At 32.3% G+C, this 16879-nt stretch carries 16 protein-coding genes; 5 read left to right on the forward strand and 11 right to left on the reverse strand.

Annotated features, from left to right (window positions below; all coding sequences use genetic code 11):
• Positions 1–70: 70 nt before the first annotated feature.
• Positions 71–373, reverse strand: a complete 303-nt coding sequence (gene hpf, locus ITB9_RS02765) for a ribosome hibernation-promoting factor, HPF/YfiA family (RefSeq protein ID WP_054851044.1) — start codon at positions 371–373, stop codon at positions 71–73.
• Between the two features lie 124 nt (positions 374–497).
• Here hpf and ITB9_RS02770 point away from each other — a divergent pair, with 124 nt between their 5' ends.
• The 3 genes from ITB9_RS02770 to ITB9_RS02780 all read left to right on the forward strand — a co-directional run bounded on the left by ITB9_RS02770 (position 498) and on the right by ITB9_RS02780 (position 4248).
• Positions 498–3323: a pitrilysin family protein gene (locus ITB9_RS02770; RefSeq protein WP_054851045.1), complete on the forward strand. Its 2826-nt coding sequence runs from the start codon at positions 498–500 to the stop codon at positions 3321–3323.
• A gap of 171 nt (positions 3324–3494) precedes the next feature.
• Entirely contained in the window at positions 3495–3812 is a 318-nt protein-coding gene (locus ITB9_RS02775) for a hypothetical protein (protein ID WP_054851046.1), read from the forward strand.
• Between the two features lie 7 nt (positions 3813–3819).
• A complete protein-coding gene (locus tag ITB9_RS02780) occupies positions 3820–4248 on the forward strand; it encodes a PepSY-like domain-containing protein (RefSeq protein ID WP_036599892.1) in 429 nt (142 codons plus the stop codon).
• Positions 4249–4303: 55 nt separating this feature from the next.
• On the opposite strand, the gene ITB9_RS02785 is transcribed toward ITB9_RS02780, so the two are convergent.
• From ITB9_RS02785 to ITB9_RS02810, 6 genes are read right to left on the reverse strand one after another with little or no spacing between them, the layout of a single operon-like run.
• Positions 4304–5134, reverse strand: coding sequence for a hypothetical protein (locus ITB9_RS02785; RefSeq protein ID WP_054851047.1), 831 nt, complete (start codon positions 5132–5134; stop codon positions 4304–4306).
• Complete coding sequence (locus ITB9_RS02790) at positions 5134–5691, reverse strand: hypothetical protein (RefSeq protein ID WP_054851048.1); 558 nt, start codon at positions 5689–5691, stop codon at positions 5134–5136. The genes ITB9_RS02785 and ITB9_RS02790 overlap by 1 nt, the downstream gene beginning before the upstream one ends.
• 5 nt (positions 5692–5696) lie before the next feature.
• Positions 5697–6812 carry a glycosyltransferase family 4 protein gene (locus ITB9_RS02795; protein WP_054851049.1) on the reverse strand — a complete coding sequence of 372 codons (1116 nt, stop codon included), beginning with the start codon at positions 6810–6812 and terminating at the stop codon, positions 5697–5699.
• A gap of 8 nt (positions 6813–6820) precedes the next feature.
• Complete coding sequence (locus ITB9_RS02800; protein ID WP_054851050.1) at positions 6821–7234, reverse strand: hypothetical protein; 414 nt, start codon at positions 7232–7234, stop codon at positions 6821–6823.
• 9 nt (positions 7235–7243) lie between these two features.
• Entirely contained in the window at positions 7244–8131 is an 888-nt protein-coding gene (locus tag ITB9_RS02805; RefSeq protein WP_054851051.1) for a hypothetical protein, read from the reverse strand.
• Complete coding sequence (locus ITB9_RS02810; RefSeq protein WP_054851052.1) at positions 8124–9302, reverse strand: glycosyltransferase family 4 protein; 1179 nt, start codon at positions 9300–9302, stop codon at positions 8124–8126. Before ITB9_RS02810 ends, ITB9_RS02805 begins: the two co-directional genes overlap by 8 nt.
• Positions 9303–9550: 248 nt before the next feature.
• Between ITB9_RS02810 and ITB9_RS02815 the strand changes: the two genes are divergently transcribed.
• Entirely contained in the window at positions 9551–9772 is a 222-nt protein-coding gene (locus tag ITB9_RS02815) for a hypothetical protein (RefSeq protein WP_028290021.1), read from the forward strand.
• A gap of 5 nt (positions 9773–9777) precedes the next feature.
• Positions 9778–11016, forward strand: coding sequence for an FAD-dependent oxidoreductase (locus ITB9_RS02820; protein WP_054851053.1), 1239 nt, complete (start codon positions 9778–9780; stop codon positions 11014–11016).
• Between the two features lie 448 nt (positions 11017–11464).
• On the opposite strand, the gene ITB9_RS02825 is transcribed toward ITB9_RS02820, so the two are convergent.
• The 4 genes from ITB9_RS02825 to ITB9_RS02840 form a co-directional block, all read right to left on the reverse strand.
• Positions 11465–12844 (reverse strand): sugar porter family MFS transporter, encoded by a 1380-nt coding sequence (locus ITB9_RS02825; protein WP_054851054.1) that lies wholly within the window; start codon positions 12842–12844, stop codon positions 11465–11467.
• 90 nt (positions 12845–12934) lie between these two features.
• Positions 12935–13915 carry a T9SS type A sorting domain-containing protein gene (locus ITB9_RS02830; protein WP_054851055.1) on the reverse strand — a complete coding sequence of 327 codons (981 nt, stop codon included), beginning with the start codon at positions 13913–13915 and terminating at the stop codon, positions 12935–12937.
• Positions 13916–13931: 16 nt separating this feature from the next.
• Entirely contained in the window at positions 13932–15434 is a 1503-nt protein-coding gene (locus tag ITB9_RS02835; RefSeq protein ID WP_054851056.1) for a glycoside hydrolase family 30 beta sandwich domain-containing protein, read from the reverse strand.
• 15 nt (positions 15435–15449) lie between these two features.
• Positions 15450–16865, reverse strand: coding sequence for a glycoside hydrolase family 30 beta sandwich domain-containing protein (locus tag ITB9_RS02840; RefSeq protein WP_261975545.1), 1416 nt, complete (start codon positions 16863–16865; stop codon positions 15450–15452).
• Positions 16866–16879 lie beyond the last annotated feature (14 nt).

The following is a 16879-nucleotide window of genomic DNA, read 5'->3' on the forward strand; positions in this document are numbered from 1 at the left end:
AGTTATAATTATATAACTAAAAGCTAAATCTAATATAGGCTTTTTTTATTATCTGTCGATAAATATACTATTAATGGGCTTTCATTTTTCCTTTTCTTTTAGCTAATTGACGCTCTAATTGTGTCACAACTTCGCTAACACTTTTATGTAACGTGTCTTTACTTTCTTCAGCGTACAATCTTGGTCCTGGTGCACTTAATCTAATACCAGCAATTTTACCCGATTTATCGTCATGAGTGTTTTCTAATTTAAAAAACACATCAGCACGTACTATAAATTCGTATTTATTAAACAACTTTTGGATTTTCTCAGTAGTAAATTGCTCTAAGCTTTCACTAGCTTTTACCTTATCATATTCAAAATTGATATCCATATAATTTTATTTTAAGTTATACTTAAAGATACTTAAAATCATTGTCAAATGGTCATCTTTTATTATTTATTTAAGACAAATAATTAATGATTACCTTTAAGGTCTATCTATTAAAATTAATATAATGCGAACAATTAAATCCCTTTTCGTTCTAAGTGCTTTAGCCTTAATATCTTGTAAAGATTCGGCTGAAACAACCGTAGAACAGACACCCGATTTTAAAATCGAGTACCAAAAATTCACTCTAGACAATGGACTAGAAGTAATCCTTCACGAAGACCATTCAGACCCAATTGTGGCTGTAGCAACCTTAATGCACGTTGGATCTAACAGAGAAAAACCTGGAAAAACTGGTTTTGCTCACTTCTTTGAACACATGTCGTTTAACGATTCTGAAAACGTACCAGTTGGAGCCAACCGTAAAATGATACCAGAATGGGGTGGAAGTCGTAATGGTGGAACCTCTAACGATTATACCGTTTATTATGAAGTAGTCCCTAAAGATGCATTTGAAAAAATCATGTGGATAGATTCTGACCGTTTTGGATATATGATCAACACAGTGACAGAAGCAGCGCTTGAACGTGAAAAACAAGTCGTAAAAAACGAAAAACGTCAACGTGTGGATAACGCTCCTTATGGCTATACAGACGAGATCATTCGTAAAAACTTATACCCACAAGGACACCCTTATAATTGGACTGTTATCGGAGCATTACCAGACTTACAAGCAGCAACCATTGATGATGTTAAAGAGTTTTATAAACAATATTATGGTGCTAAAAATGCTTCTTTAGTAATTGCTGGAGATATTGATATAGACGAAACTAAAAAATTAGTAGAGCAGTGGTTTGAAGAAATTCCTAGTGGACCTGACGTTGAAGAGCAAAATTTTGATCCAGTAGTTTTAGAGCAAACTAAATCGCTTTATTTTGAAGACAATTTTGCTAAGCTTCCTGAAGTTCGTATGGTATTTCCAACGGTTAAAAACTATCATGAAGATAGCTATGCTTTAGATATTTTAAGCGAATTGTTAAGCGGAAGTAAAAAGTCTCCTTTATATAATGTCCTTGTTGAAGAACAAAAATTGGCGCCTCGTGTTGGAACTTACCAAAATAGTAGTGAATTAGCTGGCGAGTTTGTATTTAGAGTGCGTGCTAATGCTGGTACTGATTTAGATCAAGTAAAAGCAGCAATTGATGCTGGGTTAACAAAATTTGAAACTAACGGAGTTAATACTTCGGATTTAAAACGTATTAAAGCCGAACTTGAAACTGGATTATACCAAGGCGTAAGTACGGTTTTAAATAAAGCATTTCAATTAGTACAGGATAACGAGTTTAATGGTGACCCAAGTTTTATCACGCAACGTGCAAAATTAACCAATGCAGTAACTGCCGAGGATGTTATGCGTGTGTATAACCAATACATCAAAGGTAAAAACTTTGTTATGACTAGTGTTGTACCTAAAGGGCAATTAGACTTAGCGGTAGCAGATAGCCAACAAGCAACAGTTTGGATTGAAGAGGTGAAACAAGAGGTCGCTAATGAAGAAGTAAGCCAAGGTGAGGAAGCTGTATACCAAAAAACACCTAGCAAATTTGATAGAAGTGAACCTGATTTTGGTAAACTTCCAGTGTTTAAATCTCCTGCCATCTGGAAAGGGCAATTAGAAAATGGCTTAGCTATCTACGGAATAGAAAATAACGAAGTTCCTTTAGTCCAATTTGATATTACCATTCCTGGTGGTCAACTATTAGATCCTAAAGGTAAAGAAGGAGTGGCTAATTTATTTAGCGATCTAATGATGCAAGGAACAAAAACTAAAACTGCTGCAGACCTTGAAGAGGCTATTGGTTTATTAGGTGCTAGAATAAATATGTATAGTGCTAGTGAGGACTTTCATATCACTGGATCGTGTTTGACTAAAAATTTAGACGAAACCATTAAACTGGTTAAAGAAATTATTTCAGAACCGCGTTGGGACAGTAAAGAGTTTACTAGATTAAAACAAGCATTAGAAACAGGGTTAAAAGGTAGCGAGGCTAATCCAAATGCAATAGCATCTAATGTCTATAACCAATTAATGTATGGTAAAGATAATCGCTTTGGGATTAATGGATCTGGGACCTTACAAAGTACTGCGTCTATTACAATGGAAGACCTAAAGGCCTATTATAAAAATCTATCGCCTAAACAAGCTACATTCCATATTGCAGGTGCAATCAATGAATCACAAACCGAAGCAGCTTTAAGCCCTCTAAAAGATTGGACTGGAGACCAAATCACAATTCCTAATCAAGAGCTTGATAATACCAATACTGCCGGAAACTTGTATTTTGTAGATGTACCTGATGCTAAACAATCAGTAGTGTATATTGGTAAATTAGCTTTAACTGCAACAGACGATAATGCAAATAAACTAGAGTTTGCTAACGAGATTTTAGGTGGTGGTTCTAGTGGACGCTTATTTCAAACCCTTAGAATTGGTAAAGGATATACCTATGGTGCCTATTCTGGCATAACCTCACGTCACACGGTTAGTCCATTTACTATCAGAACCAGCGTTCGTGCTAATGCGACTTTAAAATCTTTAAAGATTATTAAAGACATGGTTACTAATTACAAAGATAGTTTTACAGATAAAGAAGTAGAGCTTACTAAAAATAAAATATTAAAAGGAAACACCAGAGCTTATGAAAGTTTAGGTGCTCAGCTAAGCATACTTAGAGCGATTAGTAAATACCAAAAAGCGGACGACTTTTTAGATAAAGATCAAAACGAATTAATAAATATGTCTTTAGAGGATTATAAAACCGTTATAAATCAATATTTAAACGAATCCGAAATGGTATATTTAATAGTGGGAGATAAAAAAACACAGTTTGACCAAGTTAAACAATTAGGTAAACCTGTAATAGAATTAGATATTTACGGTAATAAAATCTAACAACCAACACACTTAATTATCAAAAAGCACAATGTTATCATTGTGCTTTTTGCGTTAAAAAACGTTAATATGTTAATCATGTAAAGCACATCCATAATTATGTAATGCAAAAACAACACGTTGTTATCATCTTTGTAAAGACACAAGTATAACCCTTTAAAAACATAAATTATGAAACTAATAAGCATTATAATAAGTCTGTTTTTTGCGTCAACAATAGCTGTAAATACAGAACATAACACTATAAATAAAGCAGAAGTAACTAAAAAAGTGATTTACGACGGTTTTGATGGACGCTTATTCTATTTCACAGACCATTCGGACAATGTCATTATTATAGAAGAGATTGAGGCTAGTAAAGCTTTAGAAACCTATGATCTAGACGTAAACAAACACGTCGGTGAAGCGTTTAATTTAAAATTAAAACAAACAACCCAAGACAATATATATAGCGAAATTGAAGTCGTATCTATTAACATATTAAAATAAATAAACTATGAAATACCTAAAAACCATACCATACATTATAATCATAGCCTTAACATTTAGCTGTAACACTATTCAAGCTCAAGCACCAAAAGCAGTACAATCAGCTTTTGAAAATAAATATCCAGGAGAAAACGATCCGGATTGGGAGAAAGATTCAAACGGAAACTATGAAGCTCATTTCAAACAAAAAGGCGAAAAATACAGAGCAGATTTCAGTCCTAATGGACAATGGATAGAAACCGAATCTAGTATTAGTAAAGGCGATTTGCCTAAAGCCATTAAAGCGGTAATTAAAGATAAATATAAAGACGAAACCATAACCGAAATCGAATATGTGACTAGCGCATCTAAAGGTACATTTTATGACGTCGAGTTTAAACGTAAAGGAAAAAACAAGGATGTCGAGTTTAGAGCTAATGGTAATATCATTAACTAATTAAGTAATACAATCCTTTGCATGATAGAAGCCTAACTTAAATGTTGGGCTTTTTTTAGGAATTAGTAGTACGGTGTTTTACCCTAAAAAACTGATCATCATATAATTTGTCTAAAGGAATCGCAATATGCTTGCTTTTATAGGCCTTAAGTTCACTTATACTATTAAAGCCAGCTGCTGTATATATTTTTTCGGCAGCTCTGTAATATTGCTTTACTGGATAAACATCATTAAGTATAATAACTTTAGTATGGGATATTGTTATGGCAACTTGAGTAAAGACTACAATTTGTAGGTTTGGTGTTGATAAATTGTTTGTAATAGCAATATCTATAAGTTTTAACACATCTGCTTGTCCTCCAGAATGTACAACCATAACATAGGGTTGATCACTAAATTTTACCAATGGAAAGTAATCTTGATCTAACTGTAAGTGTAGATGTTGTTTGCTATTTTTAATGATCCAATCTTGATGTGTTGGATATAAGTCCTCTAAAACAAACGTTTTTGAAAAAACAAAGTCATAGTCTTTTATTGTTATATTAATATAAGTTTCCCATTTAAGTAAACGTGCTACGTATATATATATTAAATCTGGAAAAGTTTTAAAAACAGTAACTAATTCAGATTGTATTCCAAACGGAAAGGCATCCACGTAAAAGGCCTCAACTAGGGTTGTATTAATGACTTGTAATACTCGGTTGGTCCAAACATTTGGGGTGTCTGACCAGGATAAGTTAACACAATTGTATTGCTTAAAATAGTGTGTATAGATAGACGGAGTTATAATCAAGACATCTTCACTTGATATGTTTAAAGTCTTGATTAATCTATCGGTTCTGGTTAAATGTCCTAAACCACCACCTTGTACATAAAATATGTGCATTAATACCCTTTAGATTGTAATTCATGTATTAAAATTTGTTTTTGATCATCAGATATTTCTGAAATAGTTTGTAGTAATAAACTAGGTGAGTATGAGGTCTCAATAAAGTCTGGTTGTGATGCTGTTGTGGCTGTAACGGACTGTTGTTTTAATTCTAAGTCATATCCCGTTCTCGCTAATACAGTGTCATCTTTAACCAGCTTAGCAGCATAGGTGTCTGTTATTTTTATTTCATAGGGATTTAAGTTTTCTTCATTATCACTAATCTTTACTTTGGTATCATATAATTTCACTTTCCAAAGTAATGTAGAAGCAGCTGTTCTTAATTTAAATCCATCAGCTTTATATTTAATCTCATAAACAACTTGACCATCAGAGGTGTAATACTTCTTTTTGTCTGACTTAGTCATTTTAGAAGTATAAGTTCCAGCCGATGTATTGGTACTACTATTAACAGATGTTTGAGGTATTGGTGCTGTTTTTGTTGAAGAATTACAGGATAACAATACTGTAAAACACAAAGTTAACAAGGTTAGGTAAGGTGTTTTTATAGTCATAATATTTAAGTAGTTATAGTGTTTAATACGTTTAGATAATTATCGGTTTCTTGTGTAGTTGTAAAATGAGTCCTAATCTCTTCAAGTAATAATTGACTGGTCTGCTGTAGGTATTGTACCGACGCATTATCAAAATTAGCTAAAGCAGATAATAAAGACTGCTCGGATAAAACATCAAATAAAAAGGCTGTGTTAGTATTTAAAACATCCGGAAGACCTCCCGCTTTAGAGGCTAGTATAGGTTTGTTTAATGCAGCTGATTCAAATATAACATTAGGCATACCATCATAAATCGAAGGTATAGCAATACAATCGCAAATTAAATAATTAGCTATCAACTCCGTTTTTGATATTGGACTGACTTTTGAGTAAGAAAATGCTAATCGTTCTAATTCACTTTCAATATGTGGTACAATCTCACCAACAATATGAAGATGAATCCTCGAAGCCAATTGTGACTTTTTAAGAGTATTAATAAAAAAATCGACCCCTTTTTTCTGTTTTAAAAATCCAATCAACCCAATAATTTTAGTATCTTTTGGAAGTTGTAATTGGACGCTTAACGTTTCTGCCAAAGCAATATCAGATTTTAATATGTTCCATTCATTAAAATCAATACTGTTTGGTGTATAGTAAACATGATTATTTAACGCCATACGTTGTATACGTTGTTGTTTTTCTTTGGTGACACAAGCAATTGCAGAGGCATTGGAAATAGTGTAGAGTAGGTCTTGCTTTTTTTGAGAGAATATAGCAGTGTCAAAATCATTACCTCTAAAGCATATAAGTATTGGTTTTTGCATCCAATTGGCCATAAGGGTAATACCTTTTAAACATAAATGACTACCAAAACTAACAAAGGCATCACAAGAATTAATCAAGCTATTATCCTTTATATACGCCCAAAGCATATTTAAGGTATGTGAAGTATCTTGAAAAATAGGAACAGAAGTATAAGTGCCTTTCTCATGCGTTTGCGTCTTAAATGCAGGAAACTTATTGGTAAAATGAAACACATCAACCGTATGATGCTGTCTTAAATTAGCAACAATCCTATCACAACTTCTTGACATGCCGCCTGTATTTGGAGGATAATTCTCGGTAAACCACGCAATTCTCATAGACTTAATTAGCTATAATAAAAAGTATCATCGCCTGCCAACCCTAAAGGAGCTGTAGTATCTTGTTGGTCTGTTGTTGCATGTAAACTATGCATATCTCCTTCAGTCCATTCGCCTGCTGCACCACCACCTCCAAATTCACCGCCTCCAAAACCTCCAGCAAAACCTTCTGTATTAGAGCCAGAACTGGTGTTAGAGCTGTAAACAAAACCACCTGAAGTAGTGTCTAAACGCTGACTAGAGGGTCTAATGTCGTCAGTTAACAAATAATGTTCCCAATAACAGTCTTCACAATAATAAGTGTTTGCCAATATGTGTAAATGTATTTTGCAAACATTTTTATTACATACAGAACAAGAGTCTTCTTTTATACGTTGACATTCGATATTTAAAAATACGCCAGATTTTTGTTGACAATTCATAGACACGATTTATTGTATTAATTTAGTATTGTTAGCCTTAATCATAATAGCATTGGTATTTATATACGTAAGCATATCTGTATATAAAGAAGAATTATGCTTATCCTTAGTGTTTAACTTGTTAGCTAGTAAGGTTATTTTTATTTTAGCTTTAACTTTTACAATATGAAAACCTGCTTTGGTCACAACACTAATATCAAAACGATTGGTATGTAACAATGAGTCATCAATAGCGTTAATTTTATAGTCATTAGCATTAAATTTTAACGTCATGACATGAAAAAACTTATGCTTATGTTTAATCTTCACTTTCGTTTTACCACTCCTGCTACGTTTAATTTTTCTTATACGTAAAGCAATTTGGTTTAAAGCTATAGTGCAGACTGTACCATCTTTAAAGGTAAGGCTGACTTTATATCGTTCAAGCTGATAGGGTTTAAATGTGGTTTTTCTAACAACTGGTAATCCAATAGCTTTTGGATTTAAAAGTGTACCATTTTTTTCAATAGAACTAGCATTCAAACGCATGCTAAATTGGTCCTTTAGTAAATCACCTTTTACAGAAATTATAAACCTTGCTAAACTATGATAGGCTTCTATTGGGACATGAGCCAATTTAATACTATGCGATAAAATACCCCATACAATTACAGTTATAAATACCGAGAAAAATAATCCAATAATATAGCTTTCATCTTCAGCACCTGATAAATATAGACTACCAAGTATTACTACAGGGACTAGTCCTGCCAAACAGCCAATACGATTTTTTTTTGCTTCATATGTTAAGACATAAGTTTTTAAAAAGGCTAACCAATAGCGCGTAGGTCGTCGACCACTAATTTTACCGGTATTTTTAAAGGTTTTACCATCAATTTTTAATTGTGTATTAAACATTAGATAATAGGTTTTTATATACAGTGGTCATTTTTAATTCTTGGGCTTCCCAAAGATAATTATTTTTAATATCTAGCAATGCTCCCTTGCCAATTGCTTCTAAAAGGCTAGGGGACTCTAGTAGTTTTCTAATAGTACGACCTAAAGTTTCTGGTCTATCTGGTGGTACTAATACGCCTGTTTTGTTAGCGGTAACAATTTCAGTAACAACGGGTAAATCACTTGCAACTACAGGTGTTCCATAGGCCATAGATTCTACAATTTTTAAAGGATGACAGCCTTGAATAATATTGCGGTCACAGGCAACTAATGGCGCAACAGTTAATTTGGCTTGCTGGATATGTGCGGCTAATGTAGGCTTGTCTTGCTCATAAAACCAATCTATACGATGAGCAATTCCAAGTGTATTGGCTAAAGTTTTATAATGTAAGGTGCGTTTTTCTGGTACAGAGGTGCAGATACGTAAACGTAATTCTAAATCTAACAGCTCGTTAAAAGCTTTAAATAAAGTCTTAATCCCTTGCCATTTTTGTAAGGCTCCAAAATATAAAATAAAAGGAGTGGAGTGGACAGTTTGATCTTGTATGGTTTTTGGTTTGTATATAGACACACCATTTGGGACTACAATTATATTTAAATCTTCAGTATCCACATAATGTGTTATAAACTGATGTGTAACGTTTGATGGTGTGATTATGGTATCACTGTTAACAATACAAAAACGTTCTATAGATTTTATTTTATCTAATACAGCACTACTTATGTTTGGATATCGATTTGGCAATTCAATATGCTGAAATGCATTAACCTCAAATACTGTTTTATAACTAGCCTGCAATTGTAATAGAGGTAAACCACCCCAAATATCTCTAAAATGGACCAACTTAACCGAATCACAAAGTGGACGCTGAATAATGTCTGTAATAGCCTCCTGAAACCGTGTTGTACGTTCTAAAAAATTAACCACTTTGTCTTTCCAACGGTACACATATAATTGACGCTCTTGGTCAAACTGAAAGCTTGGCATTTCTTCTGTTCCTAAACAGATGAGTAACCCAACATCAAATGTGCCTTGCAAGGCTTTTAAACAATGATTAATATGTGTTGCTGCTCCCTTTTGTGACGGAAATACATCAAAGGCAACATAAATATAATCTGGTTTTGGTCTCATGCATTAGTAAAACCCTAAATATAGAATGATTTTTAATATAAAGGTTAAAATGGATAGTACTAATCCATTAGGTAAGGATAGTTAAAATATAAAAAGCAGTAAATATAGCATCTAATCAGTACATTATTAGTTGTTTAGTGTGTTAACCTAGAAAAACTATTATCTTAAAATTATATTAAATTTTAACAAAAAATAACACAATACAGTTTTGTTTAGGTATTTTTATATAAAATTAAACAAAACTTAATATGGAACTTTTAATAAATCAAGCATTAGAATTTGAAAAAGCTAAAATGAATCATATGTCAACAAGTGATAGAGTAGTAGCGTCAAGAGAAGCGAAACGTCTAATTTTAGCAATTAACGAAATTTACAAAAAAAATAAAGACAAGTCTTTAATGGACATCATGAAACGTTTAACGGTCAAAAAGAAAAAAATTGAAGTACGTTTAAAAGGTAGATTAGTATAAGGTCAATGAGTACTAATACAAAAATTACTATTGTAGGTGCAGGAATAAGTGGTCTTATTGCAGCAATAAACCTAGAAAAAGCAGGATTTAGTCCTACAATAATAGAAGCTAGTGATCGAGTTGGAGGTCGTGTAAAAACAGATGTTTTTCAAGGATTTCAACTCGATCATGGCTTTCAAGTTCTTTTAGAAGCTTATCCAAAAGCTAAACAATACTTAGACTATGACGCTTTACAACTTCAAAAAATCAAACCAGGAGCTGTCATTTTTAAAAACGGAACAACACAAACCATTGGTGATCCTCTAAGGGATTGGTCACTTTTAATACCTACCATACTATCTAATATTGGGTCATTAAAGGATAAGCTAGCAATCCTTAAATTAAATATAAAACTTAAAAACAAAACTATTGACGCTATTTTTAAGTCCAAACAGACCACAACACAACAATACTTAAAGGATAAAGGTTTCTCAAACCGAATCATCAAAGATTTTTTCAAACCTTTTTTTAGCGGAATCTTTCTAGAAACTCAATTACAAACCTCTAGTACAATGTTCCAATTCATATACAAGATGTTTGGTCAGGGTTTAGCTTCAATTCCTAAAAACGGAATGCAAGCCATTCCCAATCAATTACAATCTAAATTAAAGGACACTGAGTTTCTATTCAATACCAAGGTCCAATCAGTAAAAGATAACCATATAGTATTAGAAGATCAATCCAAAATTGATTCAGACATCACTATAATAGCTACAGAAGCTTCAAAAGTATTAGGAATCAAACAAACAATGACCTGGAAATCTTGCGATACATTATATTTTGAAGTCGAAAAAGACACCATCAAAAAGCCAATTATTGGTTTAGTAACAAATAGCAATGCACTAATTAATAATATTTTTTATACCACAAGCATAACAACAAATTCCAGTAATAATAGAAATGTACTGTCTGTAACTATAGTTAAAGCTCATAATTTGGATCAAACCAAATTAATTCAATCCGTTCAAGATGAATTAAAAACGTATTGTAATATTGTGACTAAGCGATTTATAAAACGCTACAGAATTAACAAAGCCTTACCAGATTTAAAACATGTTAGTCATATCAGTAACAGTTCAGAATTTAAATATTCCGATACAATATATTTAGCAGGAGACACACAACTTAACGGATCCATTAATGCAGCAATGTCAAGTGGAGAATCTGTCGCTAAACACATTATTCAAAAATTATACAATAATTAATATTTAAATCAATTACAATAAATAGGTTGGTTTATACAAATCCTATTTTACATAATATAAATTATAGTGCGATTATATAGTAATTTCTGTATAGCCTTTTTTAGGCTATTTAGCATAATATCAGATATAACGTCTTTAGACTTATATCGTCAGATATTATGTTAAAAGAAATTACGGCTTGTGAAATTCAAGGTTTATTTGATAGCTTTAATTCTAATTAGACTTATATCGATAGTAATTTCTGTATAGCCGTATTTCAGGCTATTTACACATAATTGTAGATATAGTGCCTTTAGATCTATATCGTTAACAATTATGTTATTAGTTACAATTAAAAAAATTTAAATAGTAACGTTTATGTCAAATAATCTGTAATTATGTCAAATATCGATAAAAAGCGCGCTATTATGCTAATTTATAAATATCACTGCGAATCACATATAGAAATCTATTCCCAAATGCCTTCTAGTTGTTCTAAAGATTTACCTTTTGTTTCTGGGACGAATTTATAAGTCACAATAATGATTACAGCTATAAACGAAATAAAAATAAAGTACGGTAAAGATCCGTTCCAAAACGCATTATTATTAGTTTCACTGCCTACTACCATTGGAAATGATTGTGAAACCACATAATTTGCTGCCCACTGTGCAGCTACTGCAATAGACATGGAAACACTTCTAATTTTATTAGGAAACATCTCAGATAATAAAACCCATACAATTGGCCCCATTGATAGTGAAAATGAAGCGATAAAAATTAAGATGCCTAATAAAGATAGCATACCAACATTTTGTTGCTGTAGCGTTACTCCTAAAAATAGAAAACCAATTATCATGCCTGTACAGCCTATGTAAATCAATGGCTTTCTTCCAAGTTTATCTACTGTAAACATGGCAACAAAAGTGAATACTACATTTATAAATGCTAATAGAATTTGTTGCAATAAGACATCTTCTTGACCGAATCCTAAGGCTTTTTCAAAAATATCTGCACCATAATAAAGCACAGCATTAATGCCTGTAAATTGTTGCAACACAGAAATTGTAGTTCCTATGAGAATAATACCTAATATGAGTTTTGAAAAGTAATTAACTTTAGAATCGGATTTGTTTTCATTATACAATGATGCATGTATTGCTTTATAGTCGGCTTGTGCACTTTCTTCATCTTGAAGTTTATTTAAAACCACAAGAGCTTCTTCATTTTTACCTTTAAGACACAACCATCTTGGACTTCTTGGAACAAAAAATAATAAGACTAAAAATAATGTGCTTGGAATCAATTCTGACCAAAACATGTGTCTCCAGCCGAATTCAATGTTTTCAGTTTGAGTTAGGTTGTTACCAATAAAATAAGTGACTAAGAACACACTAAAAAAACCAATAACTATAGCAAGTTGATAATAGGTTACCATCTTGCCTCTTATAGAACTTGGTGCAATCTCAGCGATGTACATAGGTGCATTCATAGATGCTATTCCTATACCTAATCCACCAATGATTCTAAATATAACCAATGTCGTTACTGTTTCTTGAAAAAAACTTGGTAAACCAGATCCAAATGCAGAAACAGAAAAAAGAATTGCTGAAATAATTAAGGATTTTTTTCTTCCAATTCTAATACTTAATCTTCCTGAAATTAAAGCACCTATAAAACACCCTAAAAGTGCGCTTCCAACAACCCAACCTTTTAAGACAGCGCTTAATTCAAAGTATTTGCTTAAATAAAATTGAGCACCATTGATAACTCCTGTGTCATAGCCAAATAAGAGACCACCTAAAGCAGATATAATGGTTATTAGCAATAAGTACGTTTTTTTAGTCATATCGTCTTTTAGTTTATATTAAAAAAAATAACACGCTCTAAAAAGCTAGCTTTAAAGAACGTATCAACTGATTTAAATTGTTTTTTGAGATTAGTAAATTAATATTTTCTTAACCAATTGCCTACCACTAGATTCTATTCTTACAAAATAAACACCGTCAGCTTGGCTTTGAAAATCGATTTCGATATCACTAATTGAAACTTTATCTTCAATTGTTTTAATGGGTTTACCTGTAAAGTCAAACAATCGTACTTGTGTTATATCATTGTTAAATCCGTCATTATAGAAATTCAATAGTCTTTCTGTTTTATTATATGTAATTTTTATTGAATTAGCTGTAAAATCTTCCGTACTTAAAACATAATTACAAGCATTAAATACATCATATACAGCATCTCTAGAATTATTTAAAGTTATAACTCTATTGCTATTATTAACAGTTGCGCAATCTGCATCAGGTGTTTCCCAATTACCGTTGTTTACATATTTATATTCAAGAGTAACAGGATAATTGGATGGTGTTGGCAGCCTTAAGGTTGCACTATGAAAGTTACCATTAACATCTGGTAAGCTTAAATTACTATCATTCCAGCCATTAAACCATCCGGCAATTCTTACATTGCCTACAGGAACAGTTCCTTCACTAGACATATCTACATTAAATATGATTTCAAAGCCAGTTCCAGATGCATTACAACCATTAAAAGGGACAGCTTCTAGGGTAACATTAGGTAACGTATTATTTATAGAAACAAATCTATTTCCATTAGATGGTGCACAAGGATAATTTGCAGATTCTTCAGTTCCCCAAGCATTCCCATTTAAAAATTTGTATTCATACCAACCTTCACTTAGCTGAATTACAGTAGAATATATGTTGCTTACACCTTCTTGGGTTAATTGGTTGGCACTAGTATTCCACCCATTAATTGAACCAACGACATGGACACCATTAGCATCTACTGGTTGCCCAGTCATATCTACCTTAAATGTTACATCTACTTGAGCATTTGTTTGAAACGAAACTAACATAACTAGTGTTATTAATCCTACAAAGTATTTTTTTTTCATAATAAAAGAATTTTGATTAATAAATTATTGTTTGTATTGCATGAGGCAATATGCTGTTTTTAATTTCATAATCATCGACAAGCAATTTATAGTCAATAGGGGTTTCAGTTTTATTCATAACTACAGTTATAATTTGCCCATCTGGATTTTGAAACGATGTACTTTCAATGGTACTTCTGCTAGTAGTTGTACTAATACGTTTTGCTTTTGACTTTATAAATTTTGAAAAATGACCTATGTAATAATACGTTGGTGTATATATAAGTTCGTTATTTTTAGTGTCTGCATGTATTGGTGCAAAACAAAAATTTTGAACATGGTTTGGTCCTCCTTTTTCATTTAATAGGATGTTCCAATCGGTCCAACCTACTGTTCCACTATTAAAATCATTAATCATAGAGTTACCATAACGCTCTGCATTAGACCAACGATTGTATTGAGTCGGATCAAATTTCTCTTGACATCCTTCAGTGAATAGTAAATTCATTTCAGGAAAAGAGGCTTTAATATTTTTTAAATTATCGTATTTAGGTTCTCCACCAGTCCATGTTTCATACCAATGAAAACCAATTCCCCAAGCGTATTTTATAGCTTCTGGATCTTCAAAAATCGTATTAGCTCTATGCGATATTAAATCTCTATTGTGGTCCCAAACTACAATGTTTTTATCACCTAAATTGTTTTTTTCAAATGTTGGTCCTAAATTATTTTTTAAGAAATCACGCTCCTCCTCTGCTGTATAAATACAAGATTCCCAGCGTTGTTTAGCCATGGGTTCATTTTGGATTGTTACACCCCAAACAGGTATACCTTCTGCTTCATAGGCTTGAATAAATTTAACAAAATAGTTGGCCCAAGCTTGGTAATATTCTGGTAATAATTTTCCTCCTTCCAGCATGTGATTATTAGATTTCATAAATGCAGGAGGACTCCATGGACTAGCATAAAACACAAGATCGTCTTTAATTATTGCTTGGGCTTTTTTAATCATAGGTACACGTTTTACTAGATCTTTTTCAATAGAGAACGTCTTCAAATCACTATCGCCTTCTTCTATATAGGTATGGCTTCCCAATCCAAAATCGCTACTATGAATACTAGTTCTAATAATATTATAGTTAATACCTTCTTCTGAATAATAGGCCTTAAGCAGCTCATCTTGTTTATCTTTACTTAATAATGAAAACACTTCTGCAGACGCATCTGTAATAGCGCCACCAATACCTAAAAATTCTTGAAATTGTTTTTTAGGATTAACAAATATGGCAACTTCCGTTTCTAAAGGTTGTTGTGCGTTATTAAAAGTCTTTAAACTATCTAAAGACAATCTTTTGTCTGTGTTTTCTGCGGTAGTATAAACTTTTGCGTTTTTACCTAATAAGGTGTTTTGCTGTTTAGTAACAGCTTCATTTTTATCAGATTGCGTGCTATCATTTTGACTTTGACTATCTGCGTCTACGTTTTTGCAAGCAAATACTGTAACAACTACAAATAATATATAAAAACAGTTTTTAATCATTTTATTTATTTTTAATTACCAAACAAAAGTTGCTACAGCACCTGCAGGCATGGTTACAGAAATTGGTTCTGCATCTACGTTTATATTAAGGGATTTTTGTACATCAGAGTTATTTAGTACAATAACAACAATCTTATTATCAGGAGTTTTATAAGCAACATTTGGAAATTCAAAAGACGTATTAGATTCTATTCTAACAGAACCTGCTGGTACAAATTTTGATGCATGTGCAATAATATAATATCCAGGATTACGTTGTACTAAATTCCCATCGATAGTAATGGCACCTAAACATTCTGTACAACCTCCATCAGTATGAGGATTGTTGTTTGGATCTGCAGCTAAATTCCATTGTAATACGTTTTTACTCCAATGTCTTGGTGCTCCAACTATTAACTCCCTAACATGCCAACGTATGTCAGAATAAAAGTTTCCAGGTGCTTGTATCCACTGCTCTGTGAAATACACATTTTTGTTAGGATGTGCGTTGTGTACAAGAGACATATTACTTATTTGACCTGCATATAAATGAAACGCTGAACCATCAACATAACTTTTTGCTGAAGCATCATTTAAAATAGAAATCGGGTAATCGGGATTATCTAAATTATGATCAAATAGAATAATTTTAGTTGAGATGTTTTCCGTTTGAAATACAGGTCCTAAATTATTTTTAATAAAATCTTTTTGTTGGTCAGCACTCATTACCATACTTGGATTATTGTATGGGTTTTCTGGTTCGTTTTGTATTGTAATGGCATCTATAGTAATGCCTTGAGCAGCCATAGCCTCTATATATTTTACAAAGTAATTAGCATACGTATTATAATACTGTGGTAATAATGCTCCTCCTATTGTTGAGTTGTTGTCTTTCATCCATGTTGGTGCAGACCAAGGTGTTGCTAGTATTTTAATATTAGGATTTATGGATAAAATCTCATTTAATACAGGAACTAAATTGGACATATCTGGATTTATTGAAAAATCATCTAAATTCTCATCTGTTTGCCCATTTGGTAAGTCATTATAACTAAATGTGGTTGCATCCAAATCTGAAGCTCCAATACTAATTCTTAAATAACTAATACCAATACTATTATCTCCTGTACCAAAAAGTTCTTGTAATAATTCAGATCTTGAACTAGTGGACATATTGTTAATTAACATAGCACTTCCTCCTGTTAATGTATATCCAAAACCATCCATTTCTTGATAGCTTGTACTTTCTGTTACGTTAATAGTAAAGTTAGAGTTTCCCACCATTGGAAACAACCCATTTGTAGTTGCTTTAAGTAGATTAGCTTGGTCTGGTGAAGTTAAATAAAAATCAACGTTAACATCTGCTATTGTAGGTGGTGGATACGTTTTAATATCATCTTCGTTGCAAGCTTGAAAGGCAACTAGAAGAAGCAAAGTAAAGTAAAATTTCAAATTATATCGTTTTA

It is taken from the genome of Olleya sp. ITB9, from assembly GCF_001315805.1.
Lineage (GTDB): Bacteria > Bacteroidota > Bacteroidia > Flavobacteriales > Flavobacteriaceae > Olleya > Olleya sediminilitoris.